Here is a 23,663-nt window from a genome sequence, read left to right as displayed (position 1 = left end):
TGTTGATTGAATCAATGGGGTTAATCATTTGCCACAAAAGAAAAAGAGCCAGTGTTTCAAGAGAGGGAGAAAGCACTGACTCTGCATTAGCTGTTGGCATGAGAAAGGTTGATTATAGATGAACAAACTCTTTGGCATTGGCCGCTTCGGGTGTGCGCAAGCCAAACAACTGACGGCGCTCTAAAATATTTTTCGCCCATTGCCGATGCGTCGCGGGCTCACACATCGCGCCGCCATGCTGGTACACCGCTTGTGTGCTGTTGATGATGCGGATTGCGTCTTCATATTCTGACGGGTCAACCATCCAGGCTTCATGAATGCAGGCAATTTGGCTTGGGTGAATGGCGGTTTTGCCGACTAAGCCGTGGATCAAATCCAATTGCAGTTCTTGTTCGAGCAGCTCCACGTTATCGATCAGTTCAAACACCGGCGAGGTGAGGGCAAAGCCTTTGGCCCCAAAGGTGCAGGTGAGCATTTTCATCACGTAATTGAGCGGCCCTTCATAGATGGTCGCATGGCGAGAGCGGCGGATTCCTAAAATACTCATCAAATCGTTACCGCCAATACGCAGTGCAATGATCCGATCCCGCATCGGGCTAGCATGCAAGGCATTGGCTAATTGCTGCATGGCTTGCCCGTCAAACACCTCTTGGGTTTCTAACGTCGGCATCCACATCAAATGGGTAGAGGCGGTGATCGCTTCCCATTCGGGCAGGGTTGCTAAGGTAAATTTCGGGAACACAAACCCATCAATACCGGTTAAGTCATAGTGCGCCACAATGTGGGCGGCCATGTCTAAATCTCTTGGGCGGATAAAAATGATCGGTTGTTCATGATCACGACGGTGTGTCGCTAACTGGCGGGTGATCGTGATTAAGTTAGCGAGTGCTTGTTCAACCTCGTGATCGGCCACCGCATCTTCAAGGCAAATCACCATCGAACGCAGATGCGGGATCTTATTGCGCAGCGCGACCTGAACAATGTCATCACGTGTCGCGGGCATGTACAAGGTGGCGCCTAACGCGTAAGGGGAGTGCTTCATCATAATACCTTCTTGATGATTGTCGTGGCGCGGTACTGGCCAAGGCGTGAACCGGCTTCAATCACGGTGATGTGCTTTTTCTCGGCTAAATGCACCAGCAGTTTGACATCCGGATCTTGCTTGTCTCGCACCAGCACATGATCTGGCACCCGGCGTAATACAGCGCGGGTGGCTTCGGCAATGCCCGGCTTAATGCGATTGATATGGTCGACCTGATAAGCCTGTTGCAAATCGTCTAACACTTGCTGTGAGAGGGTTTGCAAAGTGGTGTGGTGGTCGTGCGACGGTGTTTGCCATGTAAGGGTGTCGATAGCCTGTGAGTGTAAGCTGCGTTGCAATGCGCTGATGCGATCCACCAGTGCGCGACTGCATTCATAGTCAGCCAGATGATCGCAAATGACGCAGCCGTGATAATCCTCACTGGCCCATACCGAGCGAGACACTAAACCGGAGACCGGCGCGCCGAGAATACCAAACGGGATCAACCAGTCTTCATCAGATGCGCTCATCCATGCCATACCACACGGGTCCGCCAACACCACTAAGCGCGGTTGAGCGGGATAGCCTTTACGCTGTGATAAAGAAGCGGTGAGCTGACGAGTGATCGCTCCTTTTCCGGTCCAGCCATCGACAAACACAATGCTGTCTGTACCGTGTTTGGCTTCTATTTCAGACAGGGCTTTGTCATCAATGCCCCGGTCACGAATAATGCTGATCCCATAGTGAAAAGATGGGTGTCCCAGTTGTTGCAACGCACGGTGCAGCATGACCCCTAAAGGCACCCCCGCACGGACCAAGCTGGTCAGCACCACCGGTTTATCGGCAAAGTGTTCGCGCAGTTGTAGGGCAAGTACCATCACTTCTTTCGCCAGACGCTGTTCGCCGTCGGCTAAGGCTTGAGCATAAATCGACAAATGTTCGTCAGACGGTGCCGGCTCTTGGCTGAGCATGTCTGAGTAATGTGCCTGACCAGATTGGATTAACCGTTCCTTTTCTTCCACCGAGGTCATGACCATGTCGATAGGTGTAAGCAGAAAGGTGATATCGTTGGGTGAATAAGCACCGGAAAACGTCGTCATACATTATTCCACTTGGTCGTTGTGGGTTGAGTTGAGCCGTGTTCGGCATCGATAAAATCCAACAGCGGTTTGGACAACTGGCTGTGTGGCGGCATGCCAAACCAGGAGCACTGACGTAAGAAAGTCATGTCACTTAAGCTGTCGCCTAATCCGATAATGGGTTTGTGCGGCTCGTCGGCACGCAGTTTGTCGATGAGGTAACGGGTGGCTTTGCCTTTTTCAATGCAGTGCGGCAGCCAGGCGATATTGTTGTCGTTACGGTGAATGTAAAAGCCGTCGGTGCCCAGTTCACGGTCGACCTGATCCGCCACCGCATACAATTCGTCAATCTTGCTGCTGTCGGTGTGTTTAGCCACTAAGTAGATGGCCTGACCGTCGTATTCGAAGTTAATGCGCGCCCATGCGTCAATATTGGCGGCGTTAAACGCAGCGGTCAGCGCGGCTTGACGATCGTGTAGTTGCTGCTGATAAGGGATCAGTGCGGTTTGGATCTGATCTTGCCATTGAGGATCTGGCTGATCATCCGGCATAGTGATCACCGCACCATGGGTCATCACTTTCCATGAGGTAAAGGGAATGGTTACGCGGGCGGTTTCTTCGGTGCCTCGCGCTGTTACCGGAATCACATCGGCATGTTCCAACAGCCAATGCACAAAGTTAGCCTGTTCTTGTGAGAAAAAACTGCGAGGTTTCAGGGCGCGATCAAGGGCGGCGGTTTCAGCCGGTGTTTGCCCTTTCTGCGTCATCTTGCGTTGGGTTTGGAATAGGTTGTCGTCCAGATCAACCAAAAACAGGGGCTTAGTCATACACGGCGACCTCCACGGTGGTAGCGACATTGGCGAGTGCGGCGAGGAACGCCGGATCCAGATCGCAATCGCGGGTTTCGGTACAGACGATGATCCGATCAAACGTTTGATGGGCAACGTTGTAACAGTAGTTAGGGATATTCAGGCCATAGTTGTCGGTAAAGGCGAGACTGGACTGAATCGCTAACCCTTCGGCAATCGGGGAACGTGTGGTGGAGCTAAAGCGCACCTCTGCCCCTTGCTGCTCTAACTGTTCGGCCAGTAAAAAGGGCGGATACAGGAATTCCCCGGTGCCCAGCACTAAAATGCGCTCGCCAGGCGAGGCACTGTAACGGTTTAGCCAACCTGTACCGTCATAGGCTGCCATCCCCCGTCGTCCCCAATCCTGACGACTTGAGAGCATGGCTGCGCCTTTTTCTGTCACATTCACATTGGGCATGGTCGGCAGTGGCGCGGAGGGATCAGGGTGCCATTCCCATTGGCCTCGCATTAATGCCAAGGAGGTAATAGGCATATCATGCTGGTGGGACAAGACATCGCCCGACCAATCAGTCAGAGTCACAGTGAATATTTGTGAAATGCCACGAAGACCGGCATGAAATAAAGATGAAATTAAATTATGAAATGTTCGACCTGTTGTGGATTCATCATCAATTAAGATCAGCGTCCGAAATTTTGTGCAAAAAGATATTTTGTTTTCACCGTCAGGAATATAAATCAAATGGTCAGTAGCATGCGAATGTTCTTCTTTAAATTCACACAATAATTCACTGTCAATCGGGTGGCGTGTAGTGGTTAATAACAAACTGTTTGGGTATTTCTTTCTCGCTTCTTCATATATTCCGCCCGCTAAACCCACGGCGGTTTCTGCCATGCCGATAAATAAGATGGGCTCGGGAATATTTTCAGGTATTTGTTGTGCTAAATCCTGATAAGCGGATCGCATTTTACGAGGAGAAACAGGGATATGTTTACCCAGAATTTTGCTGACAAATAAGAACGCGCGCTTCGGGTTTTTTCTTTCTGCAAACTCAAATAAATCAGTATCTTGCCATTTACCTTTGGCAATCTGCATGGCAATGGTGCCCGTCGAAAGCGGTTGATTTCTTTTATTCATCATAGTGGATAATTCAGTCGTGACAGAGGGCGAAATATTCATAAGGCGATTATCAATACAACGGTGCGGTTGTCACATCGAATACAGTTTATTTGCGTGAATAATCACAAATTTGTTCCAGCCATTAATAGAATGGGAAACACAAGATAAAATTTAATGTATTATCGTGTTTACTCACCGAATACATCTATAAAGGCACATCCTCATAGGTTGTATACGTGGCTAAGTGTTTTATCTAAAGCTATCAGCAATATACCCTTTGTTGATATTTTTATTGATATATGGAATGGACGTTATTACACCCGTAATAAGGAGATTCACTTGGTTTCATTAAGTAAAAATCAATCTGTTTCTTTAGCGAAAACAGCAGGTTCTGCGTTATCGACGATCGCTATTGGTCTTGGTTGGGATCCGATTAAAAAGAAAGCCGGCTTTTTTGGCGGCCTGTTTGGCGGATCAGATTCTATTGATTTGGATGCGTCATGCGTATTGTTTGATGCGCAAGGCAACCCGATTGATCTTGTATGGTTCCAGCAACTGAATTCCCGTTGTGGTTCCGTGCGTCACCGTGGCGATAACATGACGGGCGAAGGGGACGGCGATGATGAAGTGATCGACGTGAACCTGAATGCTTTGCCAAGCAACGTGGCATTTTTAGCCGTGACGGTAAACAGCTTCCGTGGGCAGACTTTCAATGAAGTCGAAAATGCGTTCTGTCGTGTCGTGAATACGACAAGCGGTCAGCAGGAAGTGTGTCATTACAAACTGAATGAACAAGGTCCACATTCCGGTATTTTGATTGCGTCACTGGCCCGCCAGGGCGGTGACTGGTCCTTCACGGCGCACGGGCTGCCTTGTCAGGGCCGTACCGTGGAAGACATGATCCCGGTGATCAAAAACGCGCTGGTGTAACGTGTCATGTTACTGATAGCGGGTGGAAATTCACCGGTTCCGGCCGGTGAGTTGACCGTGCGGGTGCTTACCGGAAAGCCCGTCGATGTGTCTGCGTTTCGTTTGCAGGCCAATGGCAAAGTGGCCCATGACGCAGACATGATCTTTTACGGTCAACGTGCGTGTCGTGAGCAGGCCGTGGTGCTGCGTAGTGAAGGCACGAATACCTCGTACTCCCTGAATGTGAATCGCCTGCCGGCCAATATCGAGAAGGTGGCGTTTACCTGTACCTGCAATCCGGGCCAGACGGTGTCTACCTTGGGCCATATCACGATTCAAATCGAGCAGGCTGGACAGGTTCATATTCAGGCGAATGTCGAGATGCAAGCCAGAACGGAAGGGGCGCTGATCTTGGGTGAATGTTATCGCCGCAATGGTCAGTGGAAATTCCGCTTTGTCGCACAGGGCTTTAACGGTGGTTTGAAACCGCTGGCGGAGTTTTATGGTGTGGTGGTGGATGAAGATCAAACGCCTGCCTCGCCGCCGCCATCAACGACACCGCCTGTTGGTTCTCCTGTGCCTTCTTCATCAACAGCGGCTCAGGCCGGTCAGGCACCATCGCCAACGATTAACCTGAGCAAGATATCGCTGACCAAGCAGAATCCGAGTGTCAATTTAACCAAACGCCAGGATTACGGGCTGATCAAAGTGAATTTGAATTGGCACCGTGGTACCCACAATGGCCAAGGTTTCTTGAGCGGGATTTTTGGTTCGTCTGGAGTGGATTTGGATCTCGGGGCGTTTGTGCGGATGAAAGATGGCAGTGCCGACATTGTGCAGGCGTTGGGTAATCGGTTTGGTGATCTCAACAGGCCGCCGTTTGTGCGCTTGCTGGAAGATGATCGCACCGGGGCCTCTCAGAGCGGTGAATGGCTACACATTAACGGGGACAACTGGAAACACATTTCGGAAGTGCTGGTGTTTGCCTTCATTTATCAGGGCGTACCGGATTGGACCAAAACCGATGGTGCGGTGACGATCACCGTGCCAAACGAACCGCCAGTAGAAACTCGCTTGACCGAGGGTGGACGTACCAAGTGTATGTGTGCCGTTGCGCGATTGATCAACGATAACGGGGTAATTACGGTGCAGCGTTTAGACCGTTATTTCTCCGGACACGAAGAGCTAGACAGCGCATTTGGTTGGGGTTTCCGGTGGCGTGCCGGCAGCAAATAAGGAAATAACTATGTCAATTTTTAACAAGATTAAAAATGCAGTCTCTGCGGGTCAGAGTGAATTAGCGAGCCAAGTGAGCCGTTTTAAAAATCGCAAATTCATGGAAGGGACTGTGGCGGTCTGTGCGTGCATCAGCATGGCATCGAACGGAGCGAGCGCAGAAGAAAAGCAAAAAATGGTGGGCTTTATTCAGCAGTCAAAAGACTTAGCTGTGTTTGATGTGCAAGAAGTCATCGCTTTCTTCAATGAGCTGGCAACCGGTTTTGAATTTGATGTCGATATCGGTAAAGGCGAAGCGATGAAATATGTGATGCGCTTGAAAGATCAGCCGGATGCGGCGCAGTTAGCGCTACGTGTCGGCATTGCGGTGGCAAAAAGTGACGGCGATTTTGATGATCAGGAAAAAGCCATCGCCCGTGAAATTTGCCAGGCATTGGGATTCTCAACAGATGAATATCATCTGTAATTAGGTAGTTATAAACATGGAATCAACGCATATCGGTTTTCCCATTGAGACCGTATTGGTCTTTGTATGCTTGTCAGTCGGTGCGATTTTAATCGATTTATACATGCACCGTGACGACAAGGTGATCCCGCTGAAAAGCGCCATTATGTGGTCCATTTTCTGGATTGTTGTGGCCTTTGCTTTCGCCGGGTTCTTGTATCTACACCACGGACTAGAAGTTGCTAGTCTCTTTGTGACCGGTTATGCCCTGGAGAAAGTGCTCTCCGTCGATAACTTGTTTGTGATCATGGCGATCTTTACCTGGTTCTCTGTCCCTGACAAGTACCGCCACCGCATCCTCTACTGGGGGATCATCGGTGCCATCGTGTTCCGGGGGATCTTTGTCGCTATCGGTACCAGCTTGCTGGCGCTGGGCCCTTGGGTGGAAGTGGTCTTTGCCCTGATGGTGGCCTGGACGGCGGTGATGATGCTGCGCAGCGGTGATCAGGAAGACGAAGTGGAAGATTATTCCCAGCATTTGGCGTACCGCGCAGTGAAGCGTCTGTTTCCGGTATGGCCAAAGATCAAAGGTAATAACTTCCTGATCAAACAAAAAGACGTTGATGAAGAACTGGCAAAACCAGAGAACGCAGACGTGACCGTTGGCCGCACTAGCAAGGCGAAATATTACGCAACGCCATTGTTGTTGTGTCTGGCGGTGGTGGAATTGTCTGACGTGATGTTTGCGTTTGACTCGGTACCGGCCGTGATCGCGGTCAGCCGTGAGCCATTGATTGTCTACAGCGCCATGATGTTTGCCATTTTGGGTTTGCGTACCTTGTACTTCGTTCTCGAAGCCATGAAGCAGTACCTGATCCACCTTGAAAAAGCGGTGATTGCATTGTTGTTCTTCATTGCAGGTAAGTTGGGCCTCAATGCGACCTCTCATTTGTTCGGCCATGAATACACCATTTCTGCTACCACCAGCTTGATTGTGGTGATCACGGTGTTGGTTGCGGGTGTACTGGCCAGCTATCTCTTCCCTGAGAAGAAAGACGAAGAACAGACCTCTAAACCGGCTTAATGCCAAGTTGATAAATGAAAAGGAAGACATGAATGGGCGTTTCATTATCTAAAGGCGGTAATGTTTCACTGAGTAAAACCGATCCATCCCTTGTGCGTGTTCGCGTGGGGCTGGGTTGGGATACACGCGCCACAGACGGACAGGACTTCGACCTTGATGGTTCAGCGTTCCTGTTGTCAGACATGGGCCGCGTCCGTCACGACAATGATTTCATTTTTTACAACAACCTGCGTTCTCTGGATGGCTCGGTTGTGCATACCGGTGATAACCGTACCGGTGAAGGCGACGGGGATGATGAGTCCTTGATCGTGGAGTTGAATAACGTACCCACGGATGTGACGAAGATTGCTTTCACTGTCACTATCCACGATGCGATGACGCGCCGTCAGAGCTTTGGTCAGGTAAGCAATGCGTTCATGCGTATTGTGAATGAAGACACCAATGTGGAAGTGGCGCGTTACGATTTGACGGAAGATGCCTCAACGGAAACCGCTATGATTTTTGGTGAGTTATACCGTCACAATGGTGAGTGGAAATTCCGTGCAGTAGGTCAAGGCTACAGCGGCGGCCTTGGCGCGATGTGTGCCCAATATGGCATCAACGCGTCTTAATTGCTGTTAATGAGTAACAAACAGGGGGAGGGCAACTTCCCCGCATTGCGTGTGAATGTACACGTATTTTGATTTTAATTGTCATCAAAAAGGAATGAACATGGCTGTTTCATTAGTTAAAGGCGGTAACGTCTCTCTTACCAAAGAAGCCCCAACCATGAAAGTGGCACTGTCTGGCCTAGGCTGGGATGCACGCGCAACAGATGGTCAAGAGTTTGACTTGGACTGTTCTGTATTTATGGTTGGCGATGACAACAAAGTTTTGTCTGATACAAGCTTCATCTTCTTCAACAACACCACCAGTGCATGTGGCTCAGTGGTTCACAACGGTGACAACCGCACCGGCGAAGGTGACGGCGATGATGAAACTGTGACTGTCAGCTTTGATAAAGTGCCAGCAGAAGTGAAGAAACTGGTGTTTGCCGTGACCATTCATGATGCTGACGTGCGTAGCCAGAACTTCGGTCAGGTGTCTAACGCGTACATGCGTATTGTGAATAGCGATAACAACGCTGAAATCGCACGTTTTGACTTGTCTGAAGATGCGTCTGTTGAAACGGCAATGATCTTTGGTGAGCTATACCGTCACAATGGTGATTGGAAATTCAAAGCTGTGGGTCAAGGTTTTGCTGGCGGCCTAGCGGCATTGGCACGTGAGCACGGTGTTAACGTGTAATCGAGCTAAACCAATCAGTGCGTCTTTGATGTCGCGCTTTTGATGGTATGCGGATCTTCTGATGCCGTCTTTTCGAGCCGCTCTTTTGAATAAAAGGGCGGCTTTTTATGGGCATGATTATTTGACTCGTCAAAATAGAGTTTCGAGTTTCGAGTTTCGAGTTTCGAGTTTTCGCCGTCCTATGTATGATGTTGTTAATAAAGCACTTAACAGTGAGCCTGTAACGTGAAACAAGGCCGCGACAGCCTGACAATGCGAGAATGACGTCTTATGAGAAAAGTACTGATCACCGGGTTTGAACCGTTTGGTGGCGAGGCTATCAATCCGGCCTTAGAAGCGGTGATGGCGCTGGACGGACAATCCCTGAACGGTGGGGAAATTGTCGTGTGCAGCGTTCCCGTGGTGCGATATGCCGCGATTGATACTGTGATTGCAGCGATTGAACAGCATCAGCCCGATGTCGTCATCACCGTCGGGCAGGCAGCAGGCCGTGCCGCGATCACGCCGGAAAGGGTGGCAATCAATGTGGATGACTACCGGATTGCCGATAATGGCGGCCATCAACCGGTAGACGAACCTGTCATAGCCGATGGTCCCGCCGCATACTTTTCTACGCTCCCTGTGAAAGCCATTACGCATGTATTGCAAGAGGAAGGCATTCCCGCTCAGGTCTCCAATACGGCCGGCACCTTTGTGTGTAACCACCTGTTCTACGGTGTGCAGCACTATTTGTGCAATCGCTCTGTGGGCAATCATCATGTCCGCCATGGCTTTGTGCATATTCCGCTTTTGCCTCAGCAGGCCGTACAAGGAACGCAGCCAAGCATGAGTTTAGCGACTATTGTGCAGGGCCTAACGCTGGTGGCACAAGCGTGTTTGGACTACGAGCAGGATGCGATGATCACCGCAGGGTGCGAGTGTTAATCGCAAAATAGGGTACAATCTCCCTTATTTCACGACGAATTGACTGACGGGTCGGATTTTGAATATTGATAAACAGCAGGTGGTTGCGCAGATCCTTGAACAATTGCACCAAGCTTACCAAGGGGCGGTCGCTGCCGCTGATCGCGCGCACAGTACCGCGACGGATGATGAAAATGCGCCAGAAACACAATATGACACGCTGGCGCTAGAGGCGGCGTATTTGGCACATGGTCAATCACAGCGTGTGGCGGAGTGCATGGCGGATGTGACCGCCTATCAAAAGTTGCAAGCGTCATTGCCGACGACGTGTACTCAGGTAGTGTTGGGATGCTTGGTACAGCTGGTGGATGAACATGATCAAGAGAAAACGGTCTTTTTCGGTCCGTCAGCAGGCGGCATTAGAGTGGCCGTCAACGGACAAGAGATTGTCGTCGTTACCCCAACATCACCGTTCGGAGAAGCCTTACTGGGTTTAGAGGTCGATGATGAGGCGGAAGTGGTGCTGGGGCATGCGACCGTCATGTATGATATCGTTGCTATCGCCTAAGAGGCCATGACACCGGTTAGACAGAAAAACGCTGATAATTCAGCGTTTTTTTGTATCTGGCGTAAGATCGAACGCCGAATTGTTGGGGTTCAGCCTGCGATTATTTCTGTGCGGCGAAGTAGGTCAAAATCCAGTCCGCCACCATCGGGTAGGTCAGGCTTTGGTGCCAGAACAGTGAAGCCTGCAACTGACGGCCAAAGAAGCGCTGATCATGCAGACACATCAGCGTCCCGTTATTCGTGTAAGGCTGATAGATATGTTCCGGCAGCAGGGCAAGGCCCTTTGCTTGATGGCACAAGGTCACCAGTGTAGTGATGTCATCCACCTTCCACGTACTGAATGCGGTTTCCAGGTTAGGCAAATACATATCGCTATTGTTGTTAAGCATTAATGTTCGCAGCGGCTGCTCTGAATTCGACAATGGATAACGGGGAGCATGCACCCAGTTACAGTTCAGTTTGAAGAGATCGGCATACTCAATATTGTAGACCCGTTCATTACTCAGAAAACCAAAGGCCAGATCAATGTTGCCTTTGTAAATATCGTCACACAGCGTATTACTCGGCGCCTGCTTGACGACCAAATCTAACTGCGGAAACGCATCGGCAAATTCGCTGAGCAATTGCATCACAGAGGGATGATAAAGAAACGGATCGATCCCCAGCGTCAGCGTCATTGGGGTGGAATCGTTCATCTTTTTCGCTACCGCAATCACCTCTTTGTACTGCTTCAATAATACCAGCGAGGAATCGAAGAGTTTTTGACCTTTTTCGCTCAGGTAAGGACGTTTCTTTTCCCGATGGAACAAACTGTAGCCGACATCGGTTTCCAGGTTTTGTACCGCAGTACTGATGGTCGACTGGGACTTATTTAATCGTCTTGCTGCACCACTGAACGATCCCTCTTCAGCAACAGACACAAAGGCGATGATATTCTCAAGTTGTAATTTCATTATGTTTATTATTTATGAGCGTTGAAAAGCAGAGAAACACACAAATATTGAGTCAGAATACCGTCATTCAGTAGTGAATTGTTCCAGTATTGTGAGTGGTAGTGTTCTGATTTCGTGGCTTTTTAGAACGGACTTCACGGAATAATATACCACTCATCTACTCACTATCGACTCAATTGGATAATCCAATCAATAAAAAGTGTGACGCAGATCACACTGGTGGCGAGATTTTGACGCGGATTTTACACAAAGTAAAGGTTTTTTATGGTGTTGATGAATTTTCTTGTCTTCTTTGGTACGTCTTTATCGTTATGTTTTATCTAGTGTTTTGCTGTTTAGGTATGCGTTAATTCTTAATTGGGATGTATTGTTGGTATTTTGTTCTATCGGTTTTATCAATAGTTGCTATCTTTTTCAGCGTGTTTTTTTGAGTAACATCATGTTTCGAGTAATGACTCCAACACCAAAAAGGAAGAACAACAATGATCACTAAACTATACGCAAAAGCAGACGCATTCCTATCTAGCTACAAAAACGACGAGCGCGGTGTAACAGCGATCGAGTACGGTCTAATCGCAGTAGCAATGGCAGGTTTGCTAGCTGTTGCACTATCAGGTGATAAAAGTTTCATTGTGAAACTTCAGGCAGCATATACGAAGATTGCAACTACATTGGGTACTGTAACTGGTAGCTAATTAGCTGTTGTAAACAGTGAAATTATTTATATGGTCCTTCTCGCATTCATAGGAGTCGCGTTAGTTGCTATATGCTTGAGCGATGTCATTAGGCGACGCATTCCCAATGCTCTGGTTCTCTTTGTATTGGCGAATACACTCCTGTTGAACGGACTGTATGGCTCAATCAGCGGTATTTACAGCGCAATATTCGTCTTTGTTCTGACTGTTATTTTGGTCAGGTTGCGTGTAATCGCCGCTGGTGACAGCAAACTGGCAACGGCACTCGCTGTTGCCACCCCTCTTTCTCAATTAACGTTGGCCTTATGGTTAACGGCAATGGTCGGCGGTGTGGTTGCCCTGTTCTATTGGGTCAAGTACCGCGTCGTAAACTCAGCCTCACAAGAAAACGATCCAGGCCTGCCTTATGGGCTCGCGATTTCTGTCGGCTTCTATCTCCCACTTCTCGCACACTACTTGTAAAGGCAAGTGTATGAACTCGAAAATTATTTTTTTGATTGCCTTTTTGGCCGTGATATCCGGCTTGTACGGGCTGTATGACGTGTTCAATAAAGAACCTGAACACCTTGATGAGCCCGTTGTGGATCTGATCACGGAACAACCCGTGCGATACCTCACTTTATGGCGCGCTAATCAGGATGTGGAAAAAGGCCAGCCTTTAACAGCCAGTGATCTGACGCGGGAACAAGTGCCATTTGATGACGCCCTGAAACTGGGGGTAAAAGAAGACGTGGTGCTGAATTTTGACCCTTCTACTCTGCTCAATACCGACCTTAAAAAAGGCCAGTGGGTCTATCCGGAATACCAGACGCAGAAAAACCAGCCTGGCTACATCGACTTGCTGGTTAGTGACGGCATGACACTGTATCCCCTGCAAGTGACCACCAAAAACCTTATCAACGATTTTATCCGTCCGGGTGACTACATCGATTTGCTGATGATCAGTTCACCGGATGTGAACATGTCATCACAGTCAGAGTCGCTGACGCAATTTCAGGGTGTGCAAGCCAAAGTGTTCTTGAAGCACGTGAAAGTGATGAACATTGGCAAAAGCAGTGCGTTATCCGTGAATTCCGGTATCGATAATATCATCTCAGCCAAGTCATCGAATGAAACCGATGATATGACCACCGTGGTGATTGAAGTCCCGCCAAGTGAACTGGCGCGTTTGTCATTAGCACAACGTACCGCCCAAATTGAGATTTACCGTAGCCACAATTACCGCCAACCGCTGGAAGCGAATGTGCATGATGTGATCAGCAACTTTAACGATGTGGAAGAGTTGCGCGGTTCTGATGAAAACACCGCGACCGGAGGATTGTTTTAATGCGTAAGGCTTTATTGGGTACACGTTGCGTGCGTGTGCTGTTAGTGGCGCTCAGCTGTGTCGCGTCTACCTTTGCTTGGGCAGGCGACCGCTACATTACGTTGCATGATGCGGCAGATATCAGCCTGAAACAGCCGATCAGCAAGGTGTTTATCAGTGCGCCAGAGTTGGTGGATTACAAAGTTATCAATGACACAACCTTAGTGGTGTTTGCCAAGCAAGTGGGGCAGGCCCGTTTGCTCGCGTACAACAAAGACGGTGATGTCGTATTGTCTGAGCGTATCTTTGTGGATATCGACCTTTCTCAGATCCGCCGTCAAATTAAACTGAAATACCCAGATTTAACCATCAAACTGGAATCGGTGGGTGAGCAAGTCGCTGTTAGCGGCACCGTTGCGTCAGAGCAACAGCGTGATGACATCTACCGCATGGTCGCGACGTTCTTAAAACGTAAATCTACCGAGCGATACGAAAAATCATACAAGATGGAATTTGAAGATACCGGCATGGAAGAGCCGGAAAGCATGATTTTTGCCCGCAACATGACATGGGAAGGGATCATTGAAAACCTTGTTGTGACCAGCGTGCAGCAAGTGAATGTGAAGATTTCTGTGGCCCAAGTAACCGATTCTTTTGCCAAAACCATCGGTACCGATTGGGGCTCCATTGGCGCCAGCGTAGGGCAGTTCTCGTTTGCGCAGTTTAAAGCGGCAGATCTCAGCACGCTGATCACCGCATTGGGCAATGACAGCATGGCACAAATTCTGGCCGAGCCGAACTTGACCGTGCTATCCGGCGAATCGGCGAGCTTCTTGGTGGGTGGTGAAGTGCCAGTGATCGTGACTAATGACAACAGCACCAATATCACGTTCAAAGAGTTCGGTATTAAGCTGGAAATGACCGCCAAAGTTATGAGTGATGACAAAGTGCGTATGCAGCTGTCACCGGAAGTGAGTGAAGTCGAGAAATACATTCAGGCAGCTGGCATTGAAGTGCCACAGCTGGCCTCTCGCCGCGCGATGACCACGGTTGAATTGGCTGATGGCGAAAGCTTTGTGCTGGGCGGCTTGATGAACAGTCAGGACTTTGAAGAACTGCAAAAAATTCCGATGCTGGGTGACATTCCTGTTTTAGGCGCGGCATTCCGTAAGTCCGTGACCAAACGTAAGAAAACTGAGTTGCTGATTGTTGCCACCGTGAACCTAGTACGTCCGGTGAAACCGCAAGACGTGCAACTGCCTTATATGAAGAAAACATCGACCTTGTCGCGTTGGTTGAATATCAATGTGGACGGTGAGTCAGACGCAAATAAAGCCTTGAGCATTGATCTGCTATCACGCGGAGGATTCATGCAATGAAACAGTTATTGATGAGTGTGTTGGTGCTGCTCTCGTTAGGTACGCTAAACGGTTGTGCCGAGCAAATGTATGAAGCCAAAGGCGCGGAAGCCTTGGTGTATCCGGAAACGCACACCTACCAGTTTACCGTGAACAACCAGCAACCACAGGCCGGTGCGGCAGCGATTAACACCCAGCTGAACCAGATTGTGGCGCAGGCGCAGCAGCGTGATCACCAGTTTGATGTCACGTATTTATACAGTACCACGCAAGGCAAACGTATTGCCAAGCAGCAGATGGCGCAACTGCACCGTCAGGGTGTGTCTGCCACACAGTACCGTGCGCGTTATGCGTCACAGCCAAAAAACGATTTAACGGTCGAGCTACGTTATTACCGTGTGCTGACCGAAACGTGTCAGCCAGAAGTGATGGGACAGCCGATTCAGCGTCGTGATTGTTTTGTCGATACCATGCGCATGAAGCAAGTGGCCAACCCACAACGACTGATCGAGAAGTAATGTATGTTTGATTTAGCCAAGGCCATCTCAAAAAATGCCGCCCCGATGATCCCGGTCGTGAACGGCCCGAAAAGCTGTACACTGATTTACCAGTCGCAGGAATGTTTATCACTGGTTGAAGAAATCTTCCTGTTTGAAGGCTGGAATGAGCCAACCATTCAGAAAGAAGCCCTGAAATCCACCAAGCTGAATCGTGAAGATTTACATGACATCATCTTGTTGGAGCTGAACCAGTCAAGCAATGTGGTGGAAGATGCCCGTCGTCTGGCCAGCCAGATCCCGCCGCACAAAGGCGTGATCGTCATTGGTAAAGAAGACGCGATTTCCACGCTGCGTGCGCTAAAAGACATGGGTTTCTACTACGTGTTCTGGCCGGTGAACAAGCAAGAGCTGGCCGACTTTATTATCCACGTAAATAACAACTTGCGTACCTTTTCAGGGGTCAGTAAGCAGCGTAAAGCCAAGCGTGTGGCGGTAGTGGGGACCAAAGGCGGGATCGGCACCACGATGATCACAGCAGAATTGGCCTCCGTGTTCTCATCACAAGGCACAGACACCATTTTGGTTGATCATCAAAACGCTGACAGCAATATCGATATTCTGTTGTCGCTGAAAAACCTGCAGCGGCACAACCTGACCGACATGACCATGCCCATTCATGAACTGGATGATGAAAGTGCGGTGGGCTTTTTGACCAATGTGCGCAGCCACCTCCGTTTGTTGGCGTTGGAAGGCGGTGAGTCTGATCTGCAGGTGCTCAATTTCAGCCAGACCTTATGTCAGCTGTTAACCCGTAACACCAACTTCATACTGGAAGATTATTCCGCCAGTGTCGCGTTCCGTCCGGATCCTTTGATATTGAGTGAGCGCAGCGACGTAGTGATTGTGGTGTTAGAGCCTTCAGTGGCATCGGTACGTACCGCGCGCAAACTGATTGAGCGTCTTAACAACCTGCAAATTTCAGACAGTAATAAGTTGCGTATCATTCCAGTGCTGAACATTCATCGCCCGCTGAACGCATTTTCCTTGAACAAGCAGGAAGTGGCGCAGTACCTGCAAACACCGATTGCGATTGAGCTGGAATATAACCGCAATATCGCCCGTTTGATCATTGAAGGTAAGCGCGCGCACAAGCATGACAAGCAGATGCAGCAAGCGTTTGATGAATTAGGTCGCTTGATTAACGGCCAGGCCAATACCAACAGCAAAACGCCATTGAGCTGGTTTAAAAAGGTGTTTAACCGATGAGTACGAAGTCCCTGTATTTAACCTTCCGTCAGCAGATCTTTGATGCGCTGGACGCGGAAGCCGTGCAGCAAATGAGCCGTGAAGAGCTGGAAAAACAAATCCAGAACGCGGTAGACATTCTGGCCCGTAGTGCATCGCGCCCAATGACCGCCATGATGCGTGCGGGGCTGGTAAAAAGCCTGCTTGATGAACTGTTGGGCCTGGGTCCACTGCAGCCGTTGATTGAAGATCAAACCATCACCGACATCATGGTGAACGGCCCGGATAATATTTATTTTGAGCGTAACGGTAAGCTGAAACGCTCTGAAATTACCTTCGTGAACGAAGCGCAGTTGCTGGAAGTGGCGAAGCGTATTGCTTCACGTGTTGGCCGCCGTGTCGACGAATCTTCACCCACGGTGGATGCGCGTTTGGAAGACGGCAGCCGTGTGAACATCGTGATCCCGCCGATTGCTTTAGACGGTACCGCCATTTCTATCCGTAAATTCCGTGAGCAGAAAATCGGTCTGGAAGAGTTGGTGGGCTTTGGTGCCATGTCACCAGAGATCGCGCGTGTGCTAATGATTGCTTCACGCTGTCGTCTGAACGTGCTGATTTCCGGCGGTACCGGCTCGGGTAAAACCACCTTGCTGAATGCGTTGTCGCAGTACATTGATAACGACGAACGTATCATCACCATTGAAGATGCGGCAGAACTGCGTTTGCAACAGCCGCACGTGGTGCGTTTGGAAACCCGTACCGCCAGCATTGAAAACACCGGTGCGGTGAACCAGCGTGATTTGGTGATCAACGCCCTGCGTATGCGTCCTGACCGTATCATTCTGGGGGAGTGCCGTGGCTCCGAAGCATTTGAGATGCTGCAGGCCATGAATACCGGCCACGATGGCTCAATGTCGACCCTGCACGCCAACTCTCCGCGTGATGCGATTGCCCGTGTGGAATCCATGGTCATGATGGCCAACCTTAATCAGCCGTTGGATGCGATCCGCCGCACCATCATAAGTGCCGTCCAGTTGGTGGTGCAGGTTAACCGTCTGCGTGATGGTTCACGTAAGATCACCAGCATTTGCGAAATTGTCGGTTTGGAAGGCGATAACGTGGTGATGGAAGAGATCTTCCGTTTCCAGCCGGACGAGTCGGCCTTTGATGAAAAAGTGCATGGTAACTTTGTGACTCAAGGCATCATGCAGCGCTCGGAACTGGTGAAAAAAGCCCAGTTCTACGGTTTGCATAAGGAACTCATGGCCGCGTTCAGGAGCTAAAGCCGATGATGCTATCCCTTTCTCTCATCTTGTTTGGAGTGGCGGCCATTTTATGGACCCGCCAAACCAGCGATCTCAAGCGCGCGTTTCTGGAAGACGAAACGAGCGATGAAATGAAAGAAGAGCTGCAGGCGATCAACCTGAAAAACTTGCGCCAGCGCACCCGCTGGCAGCAGTTTCGTGATGAAGCCACTCCGGTACTGGCGATTTTGGGTAACAAAGCCACGCTCATTATCGTGATCTTCTTGATCACCATGCTGAGCGGCGCTTGGTACGTCAACAACCGCGTGCTGCATTTGGACTCACAATGGCTGACGATCTTGTTCCCACTGCTGGCCTGTTGGGCGAGTTGGAACTGGCTGGTCAATAAACGCCGCAACGATTTCGAGCAGACCTTTCCGGATGCGCTGAACATTTTGATGAGTGCGGTGACCGCTGGTGACAGTTTGATGCAGGCGATCAGTTACGTGGGTGAAAGTCTGGATAATGCGGTCGGTCATGAATTTAAGGTCATGGGTGAGCGTTTAAAACTGGGTGAAAGTTCCGATGTGGTGTTTCAGCGTGCCAGTAAAAACTTCCCGTATCCGGCGTTCTTGTTCTTCATCGTGACCATTCGCGCCAACATGACCCGGGGTGGTCAGTTGAAAAATGTCTTGGCCCGTTTGATCCGCGTGTTGGTGGATGCCCGCACGCTGGAGAAAAAGAAAATGGCCATGACATCGGAAGCGCGTATTTCGGCCAAAATCGTGGCGGCGATCCCTGCGCTATTTATGGTGCTATTGAATTTTATCAGTCCGGAAAACGTGGATTTTATCCTCACCGATCCCGAAGGCCGCTACGTGCTCTACTACGTGTTAGGCAGTGAAGCGTTGGGTCTCGGCATTGTGTGGTGGCTCGTGAAGGGAGTGAAGTAATGGCATTAGTGATTTCAGGCTTGTTGTTTGGCGTGGTGATTGCACTGTTAATTACCAACTACTATCAGGAAAAGATGGTCAAGGCCAATATCAATGCATACTTGCTGCACGAGCGAAAAAGCCGCTTATCGCGTTTGAATGATTTCATTGTTCGCTTTGGTAAAGAGCACCGTCAGGATCTGGAGCAGAAGTTTGTCGATGCCGGTATCTACAATACCCATCTGGCGAAGTATTACTTCCCGATCAAAATGTCGGTTGTGGCCGTCTTTATTGGCAGTTTGTTTATCAGTGAGATGGAACAAAACACCAAAATTGTGCTGGGCCTGATTGGCTTCATCGTGATTCTGCTGGCGCCGGACATGATTCTGGCGTCGCGCAAGAAAATGCTGGTCGGCCGCATGTCACGCCAGTTGCCGTACATGCTTGACATGATGTCGGTGTGTGTGCAGACCGGTATGACCATTGAAGCGGCGTTGACCTATTTGGGCGTAGAGCTGGAAACCTTCGATAAAGACTTGTGTTACCAAATCCGCAAAACCTCTGACGGTGCGCGGTTACACGGTTTGGAAAAAGCCCTGTATGACTTGAGTTTACGTATTCCGACAGCGGAAGTCAGAAGTTTCACGCTGACCCTGATCCAGAACCTGCAATACGGTACCTCGATTGCCAACGTACTGAGCGATCTGGCCGAAGACATGCGAAAAATTCAGGTACTCAGCATTGAAGAGAAGATCGGTAAATTGTCGGCCAAGATGAGTATTCCGCTTATCTTGCTGATCATGTTCCCGATCGTTGTACTCATTTTGGCTCCCGGCATCATGCAGATGTCGATCAACATTGGGTAAAGGGCTATGAACAAATCCACGCTGTTATCAGCCATCGTGCTGGCATGCGCGTTGACCGGGTGCGCGACCTCAGGCAATACCGCTAACTCGGTGGCCGAAATGGCCAAGGTGAACAACTACCCGGGAATGATTGCCTATTATAAAGCTGCGTTGCAACAGCAGCCGGGTGATGCCGCTATCATGCAAAAACTGGCGGATGTGTATTACCAGTCGGGCGATTTGGAATCGGCGGGCTTTTACGTCGATCATCTTCAAGCGCAGGGTGAGGCAACACCCGCTTTGTTGGTGTTGGCCGGGCACATTGATGATGCCAAAGGGGATTTCACTGGCGCGTTGTCTGCGTTTGAGCAGGCGGCGAAACAGGGCGACAATTCTGCAGCACTGAATATCTCGCAAGGCATTGTGCTGGGTAAGTTGGGGCGTTTTGCGGACGCGGAAGATCAGTTTAATCAGGCGCGCCTGAAAGGGTTTGATGACATTGCCATTAAGAATAACCTGGCGGTGCTGTACTTGGCGCAAGGGCAGTTTCAGCGTGTGGTTGAGATGTTGATGCCGGTTTACACTCAGGCCGATTTTAACGTCAAAGACCATCAAACCTTAGCCGTGAACTTAGCGATTGCCTTAATCAAACTGGGTGATGATAAGCAGGCTTACGGCATCCTGAAAGGTATGTACAACGACGAGCAGTTAGCTGTGTTGTTCCGTCAGGTGAAAAACATGACGGTTCTGCCTGCGCAACAGACGGTGTTGCCCGCGCAAGGAGACCATCACGATGCGCCGTAGTGTTTCCCGTTTGTTTCACCGTTCCTCACGCCGTCAGCGCGGTGCCACGTCCATCGAATTTGCGTTGGGGGGCATTGTGCTTATGCTCTCCACCTTCGCCATTTTTGAAGTCTGTTACAACATCTATGTGATCAACGTGACGGAAGCGGCGCTGCGCGAAACCATCCGTGGCACCAAAATTCATGAAGGGCGCCATTCACATGCCCAGTACCAAGCACAGTTTGATGCGTTGCTGCGTAATGAAGATGCATTGTGGCATTTCCTTATCGAAGAAGATCAGTTCGAGCTGACCTCCACCTATTTTAAAACGTATCGCGATTTGGTGAATAACACCGGGCAGGGCAGTGAGACAGTCTCGCCGGATTACGTGCTGGCAGAAGTGACGCTGACTTATCACTACAGCCCGATGATGACCCTGTTTTCGATGGGTAAGCGTGATATCAGCAGCACCATGATTTTGAATCTGGAACATGAGGGATGGTGGGATGAAGAAGAGCAGTAATCGCTCACGTCAACGCGGGGCCTTTGCGGTGGAATTGGCGTTTGTCATGGTCGCCTTGTGTGCCATTTTCCTGTTCACTACGGATTTGAGCCAGAAACTCTTGTTGCGCTCACAGTTGGATCGCACCAGCTTTGCCCTTGTGAATATCCTGAAAGAGCGGATCCGTTACTATTCGGAAGTGGTGGATGATGAGCGCGTGGCGCGTTATCCCCTTAACCAGAGTGACAGCCGGGACATGCAGATTTTGGCGGCGCGCATGCTGGGAGTGCCACAAAATAAAGTCGCTATCCAACTTGATGCCATGATCAACATGGTGCCGCAAGCATCCTTTACCAGTCCGCACTTTGAACAGTTGCACTGCCAGCCGCTTAAGCCGATTTCGCAGCAAAAAGACTTGGTGCCGGTGGAAGGCGGTAAGATCTTCCCGCTGTATCAGGTCACGCTGTGCGCTGAGCCTGAAAATTGGTTCCTGCCGTTTTTCGGCGAGAAAGACGGGGTGACCACCATTACTTCCACTTCTGTGATTCCGGGGCGATAAGATGAAACGAAACAATCCATCGCCACGCCGCCAGATGCCGGTCAGTTTGCAGCGTCAGCAAGGGGTTGCCGCCGTGTGGATGGCGTTGATGCTGATCCCCATTATGGGCTTTTCATTCTGGGCGATAGAAGGGACGCGCTATGTGCAGGCCCACAGCCGTTTGCAAGATGCCACGGAAGCTGCTGCGCTCGCGGTGACCATGGCGGATGATGAAGACCATGCTAAAGCGCTGGCGGAAGATTATGTACGTGCTTATGTGCGCGACATTGATGGCATTTCTGTACAGGTGAAGCGTAAATACGAAGAGGGGAATGTTCATCAGAATATTGATGAGTATATCCAGTACACGGTCGATGCCACGACGCGTCACCGCTCTTGGTTCAGCAGCACCTTTATTCCTTCCTTTGCGGAGAAGCAGTCCATTGCCGGTGAGTCAGTCGCCAAGAAATACCCGGAATACTTAGGTGACCGTGATATCGATATCGTGTTTGTGTCGGATTTCTCGGGCTCGATGAACAACCGCTGGCAAGGTCATTCGCAGTTGTATTGGTTGAAGCGAGCGATTAATCAAATCACCGATAAAATTCTGGTGAAAGATGAAACCGATAATTTCATCAAAAACCGGGTGGCGTTTGTGCCTTACAACTTACGCGTGCAGGACAAAATTAACGGTTCGCTGATCTGTAACAGTCAGTTGCGATACAACACCCACAACAGTGGTTATTGGGATCCACCGTATGAGGATGTGGACTGGACGCTTTGGGCACAAGAAAGCAGCAACAGTGTCTATTACTGTTATCAGGACTCCCGTTATTGCCCGGGCAGAAACAGAGATGAGAGGGAGTATTACCAGAAGCAGTCGCGTCAGGTTTATAACGTCATCAACAGTAACCGAAATTGGCATTTGCTCGATATTCCTAACTATATCGATTACCGAAAATCGGTCAGTGATTTATTCACCAATAAAATCTATACCGAGCATTTTCATTACAATAGTGATTACAACCGCCTGTATTCCAGTGCATCGATGTGTTCTACCGGGCGTGATGCCTTCTGGACCATTGGCTTAACCAGCCGTAAATCCGATTTACACGCGATAGATCGCATGGATGCCACCGGCGGTACGGGTGCCTATCAAGGCATTTTGCGCGGTGCGCAAGTGATGGAAGCCGGCCGTCCGCATACCCGTGATAAAACCGTGATGGACGAGTACAACGAACGCCTGAAAATGATCCTGATTTTGAGTGACGGACAGGAGTCGCCGTATTCCAGCATTTTGCCGAATCTGGTGAATCAGGGGATGTGTGACCGTATCCGTGCGCAATTCAGTGACAGTGAAATGCCGCTGTATATTGGCGTAGTGGGTATTAACTTCCGCGCCAGTGGACAGAGTGGTTTCAAGCAGTGTGTGCTGAATCCGAAAGAAGACATCATTGACGTGAAAAACGTGAATGACTTAATTGATAAAATTGAAGAGCTGATCAAAAAAGGCTCCCGCTCCAGTGGAGTGCCTAAGCTATATGGATAATCAAGTAATGCGAAAAACAATTCTCGGTCTTATGTTGTCTTTGCCGTTTGCCGCACAGGCCAATGATGCGATTAACCAAGGCTTAACTGACTATTGCGAGACGGGTACCTACAGCGTGGCACATTCAGTGGTTATTGGTGATGTGACGGCATTGGGTAACCACCGTCAGGGCTGGATGCAAATCGCACAAACCTCGCAAGATGCCGAGCTGAAAGCGCGCCTGCTGATGTTGGCTGAACAAGTGGGGATCAGCGAGCAGTGTCTGGCCTTTTTGGATGGCAAGCAATTGATCACGGCGGAGCCTGTTGAGACACCTGCCGAGGTGAAGCAACCTGCTGAACCAAGCCACACTTTGCTGGCGCGCGTGTACTTTGACTTTGACCGCGCAACGCTCACGCCAATGTCGAAAGTGATCCTTAAGCGTATTGCGCAAAAGCTGGAAACCACCGGGCAGTTTGTGCGTCTGGAAGGTAACACGGATAGCAAAGGCAGCGAAGCGTACAACTATGCGTTGGGCTTAAAGCGTGCCAATCAAACCGGTGATTACCTGGTTGAGCAAGGCGTGCAGAAGAACCGTATGGTCAGCACCAGTCAGGGGGAATTGAAGCCGATCAGCAGCAATGACACCGAAATCGGTCGTGATGAAAATCGCCGTGTGGATGTGTACCGCGATAAGCCATAACGGTTAACCATTACCGAGATAGAGATGGGCAAAAAGAAAGGGAAGCGCATGACGCTAATGCCGATCAGTTAAGG

General features: G+C 49.8%; 27 protein-coding genes. 22 read left to right on the top strand and 5 right to left on the bottom strand.

Features of this window, described 5'->3' with window-relative positions; all coding sequences use genetic code 11:
* Window positions 1-112 precede the first annotated feature (112 nt).
* The 4 genes from ABT58_RS22465 to ABT58_RS22450 are packed head-to-tail and all read right to left on the bottom strand — an operon-like array spanning window position 113 to window position 4,047.
* A complete protein-coding gene (locus tag ABT58_RS22465) occupies window positions 113-1,045 on the bottom strand; it encodes an HpcH/HpaI aldolase/citrate lyase family protein (protein ID WP_211316219.1) in 933 nt (310 codons plus the stop codon).
* Complete coding sequence (locus ABT58_RS22460) at window positions 1,042-2,121, bottom strand: cysteine protease StiP family protein (RefSeq protein WP_047876673.1); 1,080 nt, start codon at window positions 2,119-2,121, stop codon at window positions 1,042-1,044. Before ABT58_RS22460 ends, ABT58_RS22465 begins: the two co-directional genes overlap by 4 nt.
* Window positions 2,118-2,927 (bottom strand): HAD family hydrolase, encoded by an 810-nt coding sequence (locus tag ABT58_RS22455; RefSeq protein ID WP_047876672.1) that lies wholly within the window; start codon window positions 2,925-2,927, stop codon window positions 2,118-2,120. Before ABT58_RS22455 ends, ABT58_RS22460 begins: the two co-directional genes overlap by 4 nt.
* Window positions 2,920-4,047 carry a phosphoribosyltransferase domain-containing protein gene (locus tag ABT58_RS22450; RefSeq protein WP_082211222.1) on the bottom strand — a complete coding sequence of 376 codons (1,128 nt, stop codon included), beginning with the start codon at window positions 4,045-4,047 and terminating at the stop codon, window positions 2,920-2,922. The genes ABT58_RS22455 and ABT58_RS22450 overlap by 8 nt, the downstream gene beginning before the upstream one ends.
* Before the next feature lie 318 nt (window positions 4,048-4,365).
* On the opposite strand from ABT58_RS22450, the gene ABT58_RS22445 reads away from it, so the two are divergent.
* The 8 genes from ABT58_RS22445 (at window position 4,366) to ABT58_RS22410 (ending at window position 10,458) form a co-directional block, all read left to right on the top strand.
* Window positions 4,366-4,956, top strand: coding sequence for a TerD family protein (locus tag ABT58_RS22445; protein WP_047876670.1), 591 nt, complete (start codon window positions 4,366-4,368; stop codon window positions 4,954-4,956).
* Window positions 4,957-4,962: 6 nt separating this feature from the next.
* Window positions 4,963-6,171 carry a TerD family protein gene (locus ABT58_RS22440; RefSeq protein WP_047876669.1) on the top strand — a complete coding sequence of 403 codons (1,209 nt, stop codon included), beginning with the start codon at window positions 4,963-4,965 and terminating at the stop codon, window positions 6,169-6,171.
* A gap of 10 nt (window positions 6,172-6,181) precedes the next feature.
* A complete protein-coding gene (locus ABT58_RS22435) occupies window positions 6,182-6,637 on the top strand; it encodes a tellurite resistance TerB family protein (protein ID WP_047876668.1) in 456 nt (151 codons plus the stop codon).
* Between the two features lie 16 nt (window positions 6,638-6,653).
* Window positions 6,654-7,700 (top strand): TerC/Alx family metal homeostasis membrane protein, encoded by a 1,047-nt coding sequence (locus tag ABT58_RS22430; protein WP_047876667.1) that lies wholly within the window; start codon window positions 6,654-6,656, stop codon window positions 7,698-7,700.
* A gap of 32 nt (window positions 7,701-7,732) precedes the next feature.
* Complete coding sequence (locus ABT58_RS22425; RefSeq protein ID WP_047876666.1) at window positions 7,733-8,311, top strand: TerD family protein; 579 nt, start codon at window positions 7,733-7,735, stop codon at window positions 8,309-8,311.
* A gap of 100 nt (window positions 8,312-8,411) precedes the next feature.
* Complete coding sequence (locus ABT58_RS22420; protein WP_047876665.1) at window positions 8,412-8,987, top strand: TerD family protein; 576 nt, start codon at window positions 8,412-8,414, stop codon at window positions 8,985-8,987.
* A gap of 270 nt (window positions 8,988-9,257) precedes the next feature.
* Window positions 9,258-9,911, top strand: coding sequence for a pyroglutamyl-peptidase I (gene pcp / locus ABT58_RS22415; protein WP_047876664.1), 654 nt, complete (start codon window positions 9,258-9,260; stop codon window positions 9,909-9,911).
* 58 nt (window positions 9,912-9,969) lie between these two features.
* A complete protein-coding gene (locus ABT58_RS22410) occupies window positions 9,970-10,458 on the top strand; it encodes a GreA/GreB family elongation factor (RefSeq protein WP_229821793.1) in 489 nt (162 codons plus the stop codon).
* Window positions 10,459-10,558: 100 nt separating this feature from the next.
* Here ABT58_RS22410 and ABT58_RS22405 read toward each other — a convergent pair whose 3' ends face one another.
* Window positions 10,559-11,410, bottom strand: coding sequence for a LysR family transcriptional regulator (locus tag ABT58_RS22405; protein WP_053063179.1), 852 nt, complete (start codon window positions 11,408-11,410; stop codon window positions 10,559-10,561).
* Window positions 11,411-11,892: 482 nt separating this feature from the next.
* Between ABT58_RS22405 and ABT58_RS22400 the strand changes: the two genes are divergently transcribed.
* Genes ABT58_RS22400 through ABT58_RS22335 form a run of 14 tightly spaced genes read left to right on the top strand, consistent with a single transcriptional unit; the run spans window position 11,893 to window position 23,589 of the window.
* Window positions 11,893-12,105, top strand: a complete 213-nt coding sequence (locus ABT58_RS22400) for a Flp family type IVb pilin (RefSeq protein WP_047876663.1) — start codon at window positions 11,893-11,895, stop codon at window positions 12,103-12,105.
* A 30-nt stretch (window positions 12,106-12,135) separates the two neighbouring features.
* Window positions 12,136-12,567: an A24 family peptidase gene (locus tag ABT58_RS22395; RefSeq protein ID WP_047876662.1), complete on the top strand. Its 432-nt coding sequence runs from the start codon at window positions 12,136-12,138 to the stop codon at window positions 12,565-12,567.
* Between the two features lie 10 nt (window positions 12,568-12,577).
* A complete protein-coding gene (gene cpaB / locus ABT58_RS22390) occupies window positions 12,578-13,432 on the top strand; it encodes a Flp pilus assembly protein CpaB (protein ID WP_047876661.1) in 855 nt (284 codons plus the stop codon).
* Window positions 13,432-14,790: a type II and III secretion system protein family protein gene (locus tag ABT58_RS22385; protein ID WP_047876660.1), complete on the top strand. Its 1,359-nt coding sequence runs from the start codon at window positions 13,432-13,434 to the stop codon at window positions 14,788-14,790. Before cpaB ends, ABT58_RS22385 begins: the two co-directional genes overlap by 1 nt.
* Complete coding sequence (locus ABT58_RS22380; RefSeq protein WP_047876659.1) at window positions 14,787-15,287, top strand: hypothetical protein; 501 nt, start codon at window positions 14,787-14,789, stop codon at window positions 15,285-15,287. Before ABT58_RS22385 ends, ABT58_RS22380 begins: the two co-directional genes overlap by 4 nt.
* A gap of 3 nt (window positions 15,288-15,290) precedes the next feature.
* Complete coding sequence (locus tag ABT58_RS22375; RefSeq protein WP_047876658.1) at window positions 15,291-16,535, top strand: CpaE/TadZ family protein; 1,245 nt, start codon at window positions 15,291-15,293, stop codon at window positions 16,533-16,535.
* Window positions 16,532-17,797 carry a TadA family conjugal transfer-associated ATPase gene (locus ABT58_RS22370; RefSeq protein WP_047876657.1) on the top strand — a complete coding sequence of 422 codons (1,266 nt, stop codon included), beginning with the start codon at window positions 16,532-16,534 and terminating at the stop codon, window positions 17,795-17,797. Before ABT58_RS22375 ends, ABT58_RS22370 begins: the two co-directional genes overlap by 4 nt.
* A 5-nt stretch (window positions 17,798-17,802) precedes the next feature.
* A complete protein-coding gene (locus ABT58_RS22365; protein WP_047876656.1) occupies window positions 17,803-18,711 on the top strand; it encodes a type II secretion system F family protein in 909 nt (302 codons plus the stop codon).
* Window positions 18,711-19,556: a type II secretion system F family protein gene (locus tag ABT58_RS22360; protein ID WP_047876655.1), complete on the top strand. Its 846-nt coding sequence runs from the start codon at window positions 18,711-18,713 to the stop codon at window positions 19,554-19,556. The genes ABT58_RS22365 and ABT58_RS22360 overlap by 1 nt, the downstream gene beginning before the upstream one ends.
* 6 nt (window positions 19,557-19,562) lie before the next feature.
* The gene (locus tag ABT58_RS22355) at window positions 19,563-20,339 is read left to right on the top strand and encodes a tetratricopeptide repeat protein (RefSeq protein ID WP_053063178.1); all 777 of its coding nucleotides are present in this window, start codon (window positions 19,563-19,565) and stop codon (window positions 20,337-20,339) included.
* Entirely contained in the window at window positions 20,329-20,841 is a 513-nt protein-coding gene (locus ABT58_RS22350; protein WP_047876654.1) for a TadE/TadG family type IV pilus assembly protein, read from the top strand. The genes ABT58_RS22355 and ABT58_RS22350 overlap by 11 nt, the downstream gene beginning before the upstream one ends.
* Window positions 20,825-21,379, top strand: coding sequence for a tight adherence pilus pseudopilin TadF (gene tadF / locus ABT58_RS22345; protein WP_047876653.1), 555 nt, complete (start codon window positions 20,825-20,827; stop codon window positions 21,377-21,379). Before ABT58_RS22350 ends, tadF begins: the two co-directional genes overlap by 17 nt.
* Before the next feature lies 1 nt (window position 21,380).
* A complete protein-coding gene (locus ABT58_RS22340) occupies window positions 21,381-22,907 on the top strand; it encodes a TadE/TadG family type IV pilus assembly protein (RefSeq protein ID WP_047876652.1) in 1,527 nt (508 codons plus the stop codon).
* Window positions 22,908-22,914: 7 nt separating this feature from the next.
* On the top strand, window positions 22,915-23,589 hold the full coding sequence (locus ABT58_RS22335) for an OmpA family protein (protein ID WP_158261727.1): 675 nt from the start codon (window positions 22,915-22,917) through the stop codon (window positions 23,587-23,589).
* Window positions 23,590-23,663: the final 74 nt, after the last annotated feature.

The sequence above is a fragment of the Photobacterium aphoticum genome, assembly GCF_001029435.1.
In the GTDB taxonomy this organism is placed as follows: Bacteria; Pseudomonadota; Gammaproteobacteria; order Enterobacterales; family Vibrionaceae; genus Photobacterium; species Photobacterium aphoticum.
The sequence above is the reverse complement of the archived record's forward strand: the minus strand, read 5'-3'. Positions and strand labels throughout refer to the sequence as shown.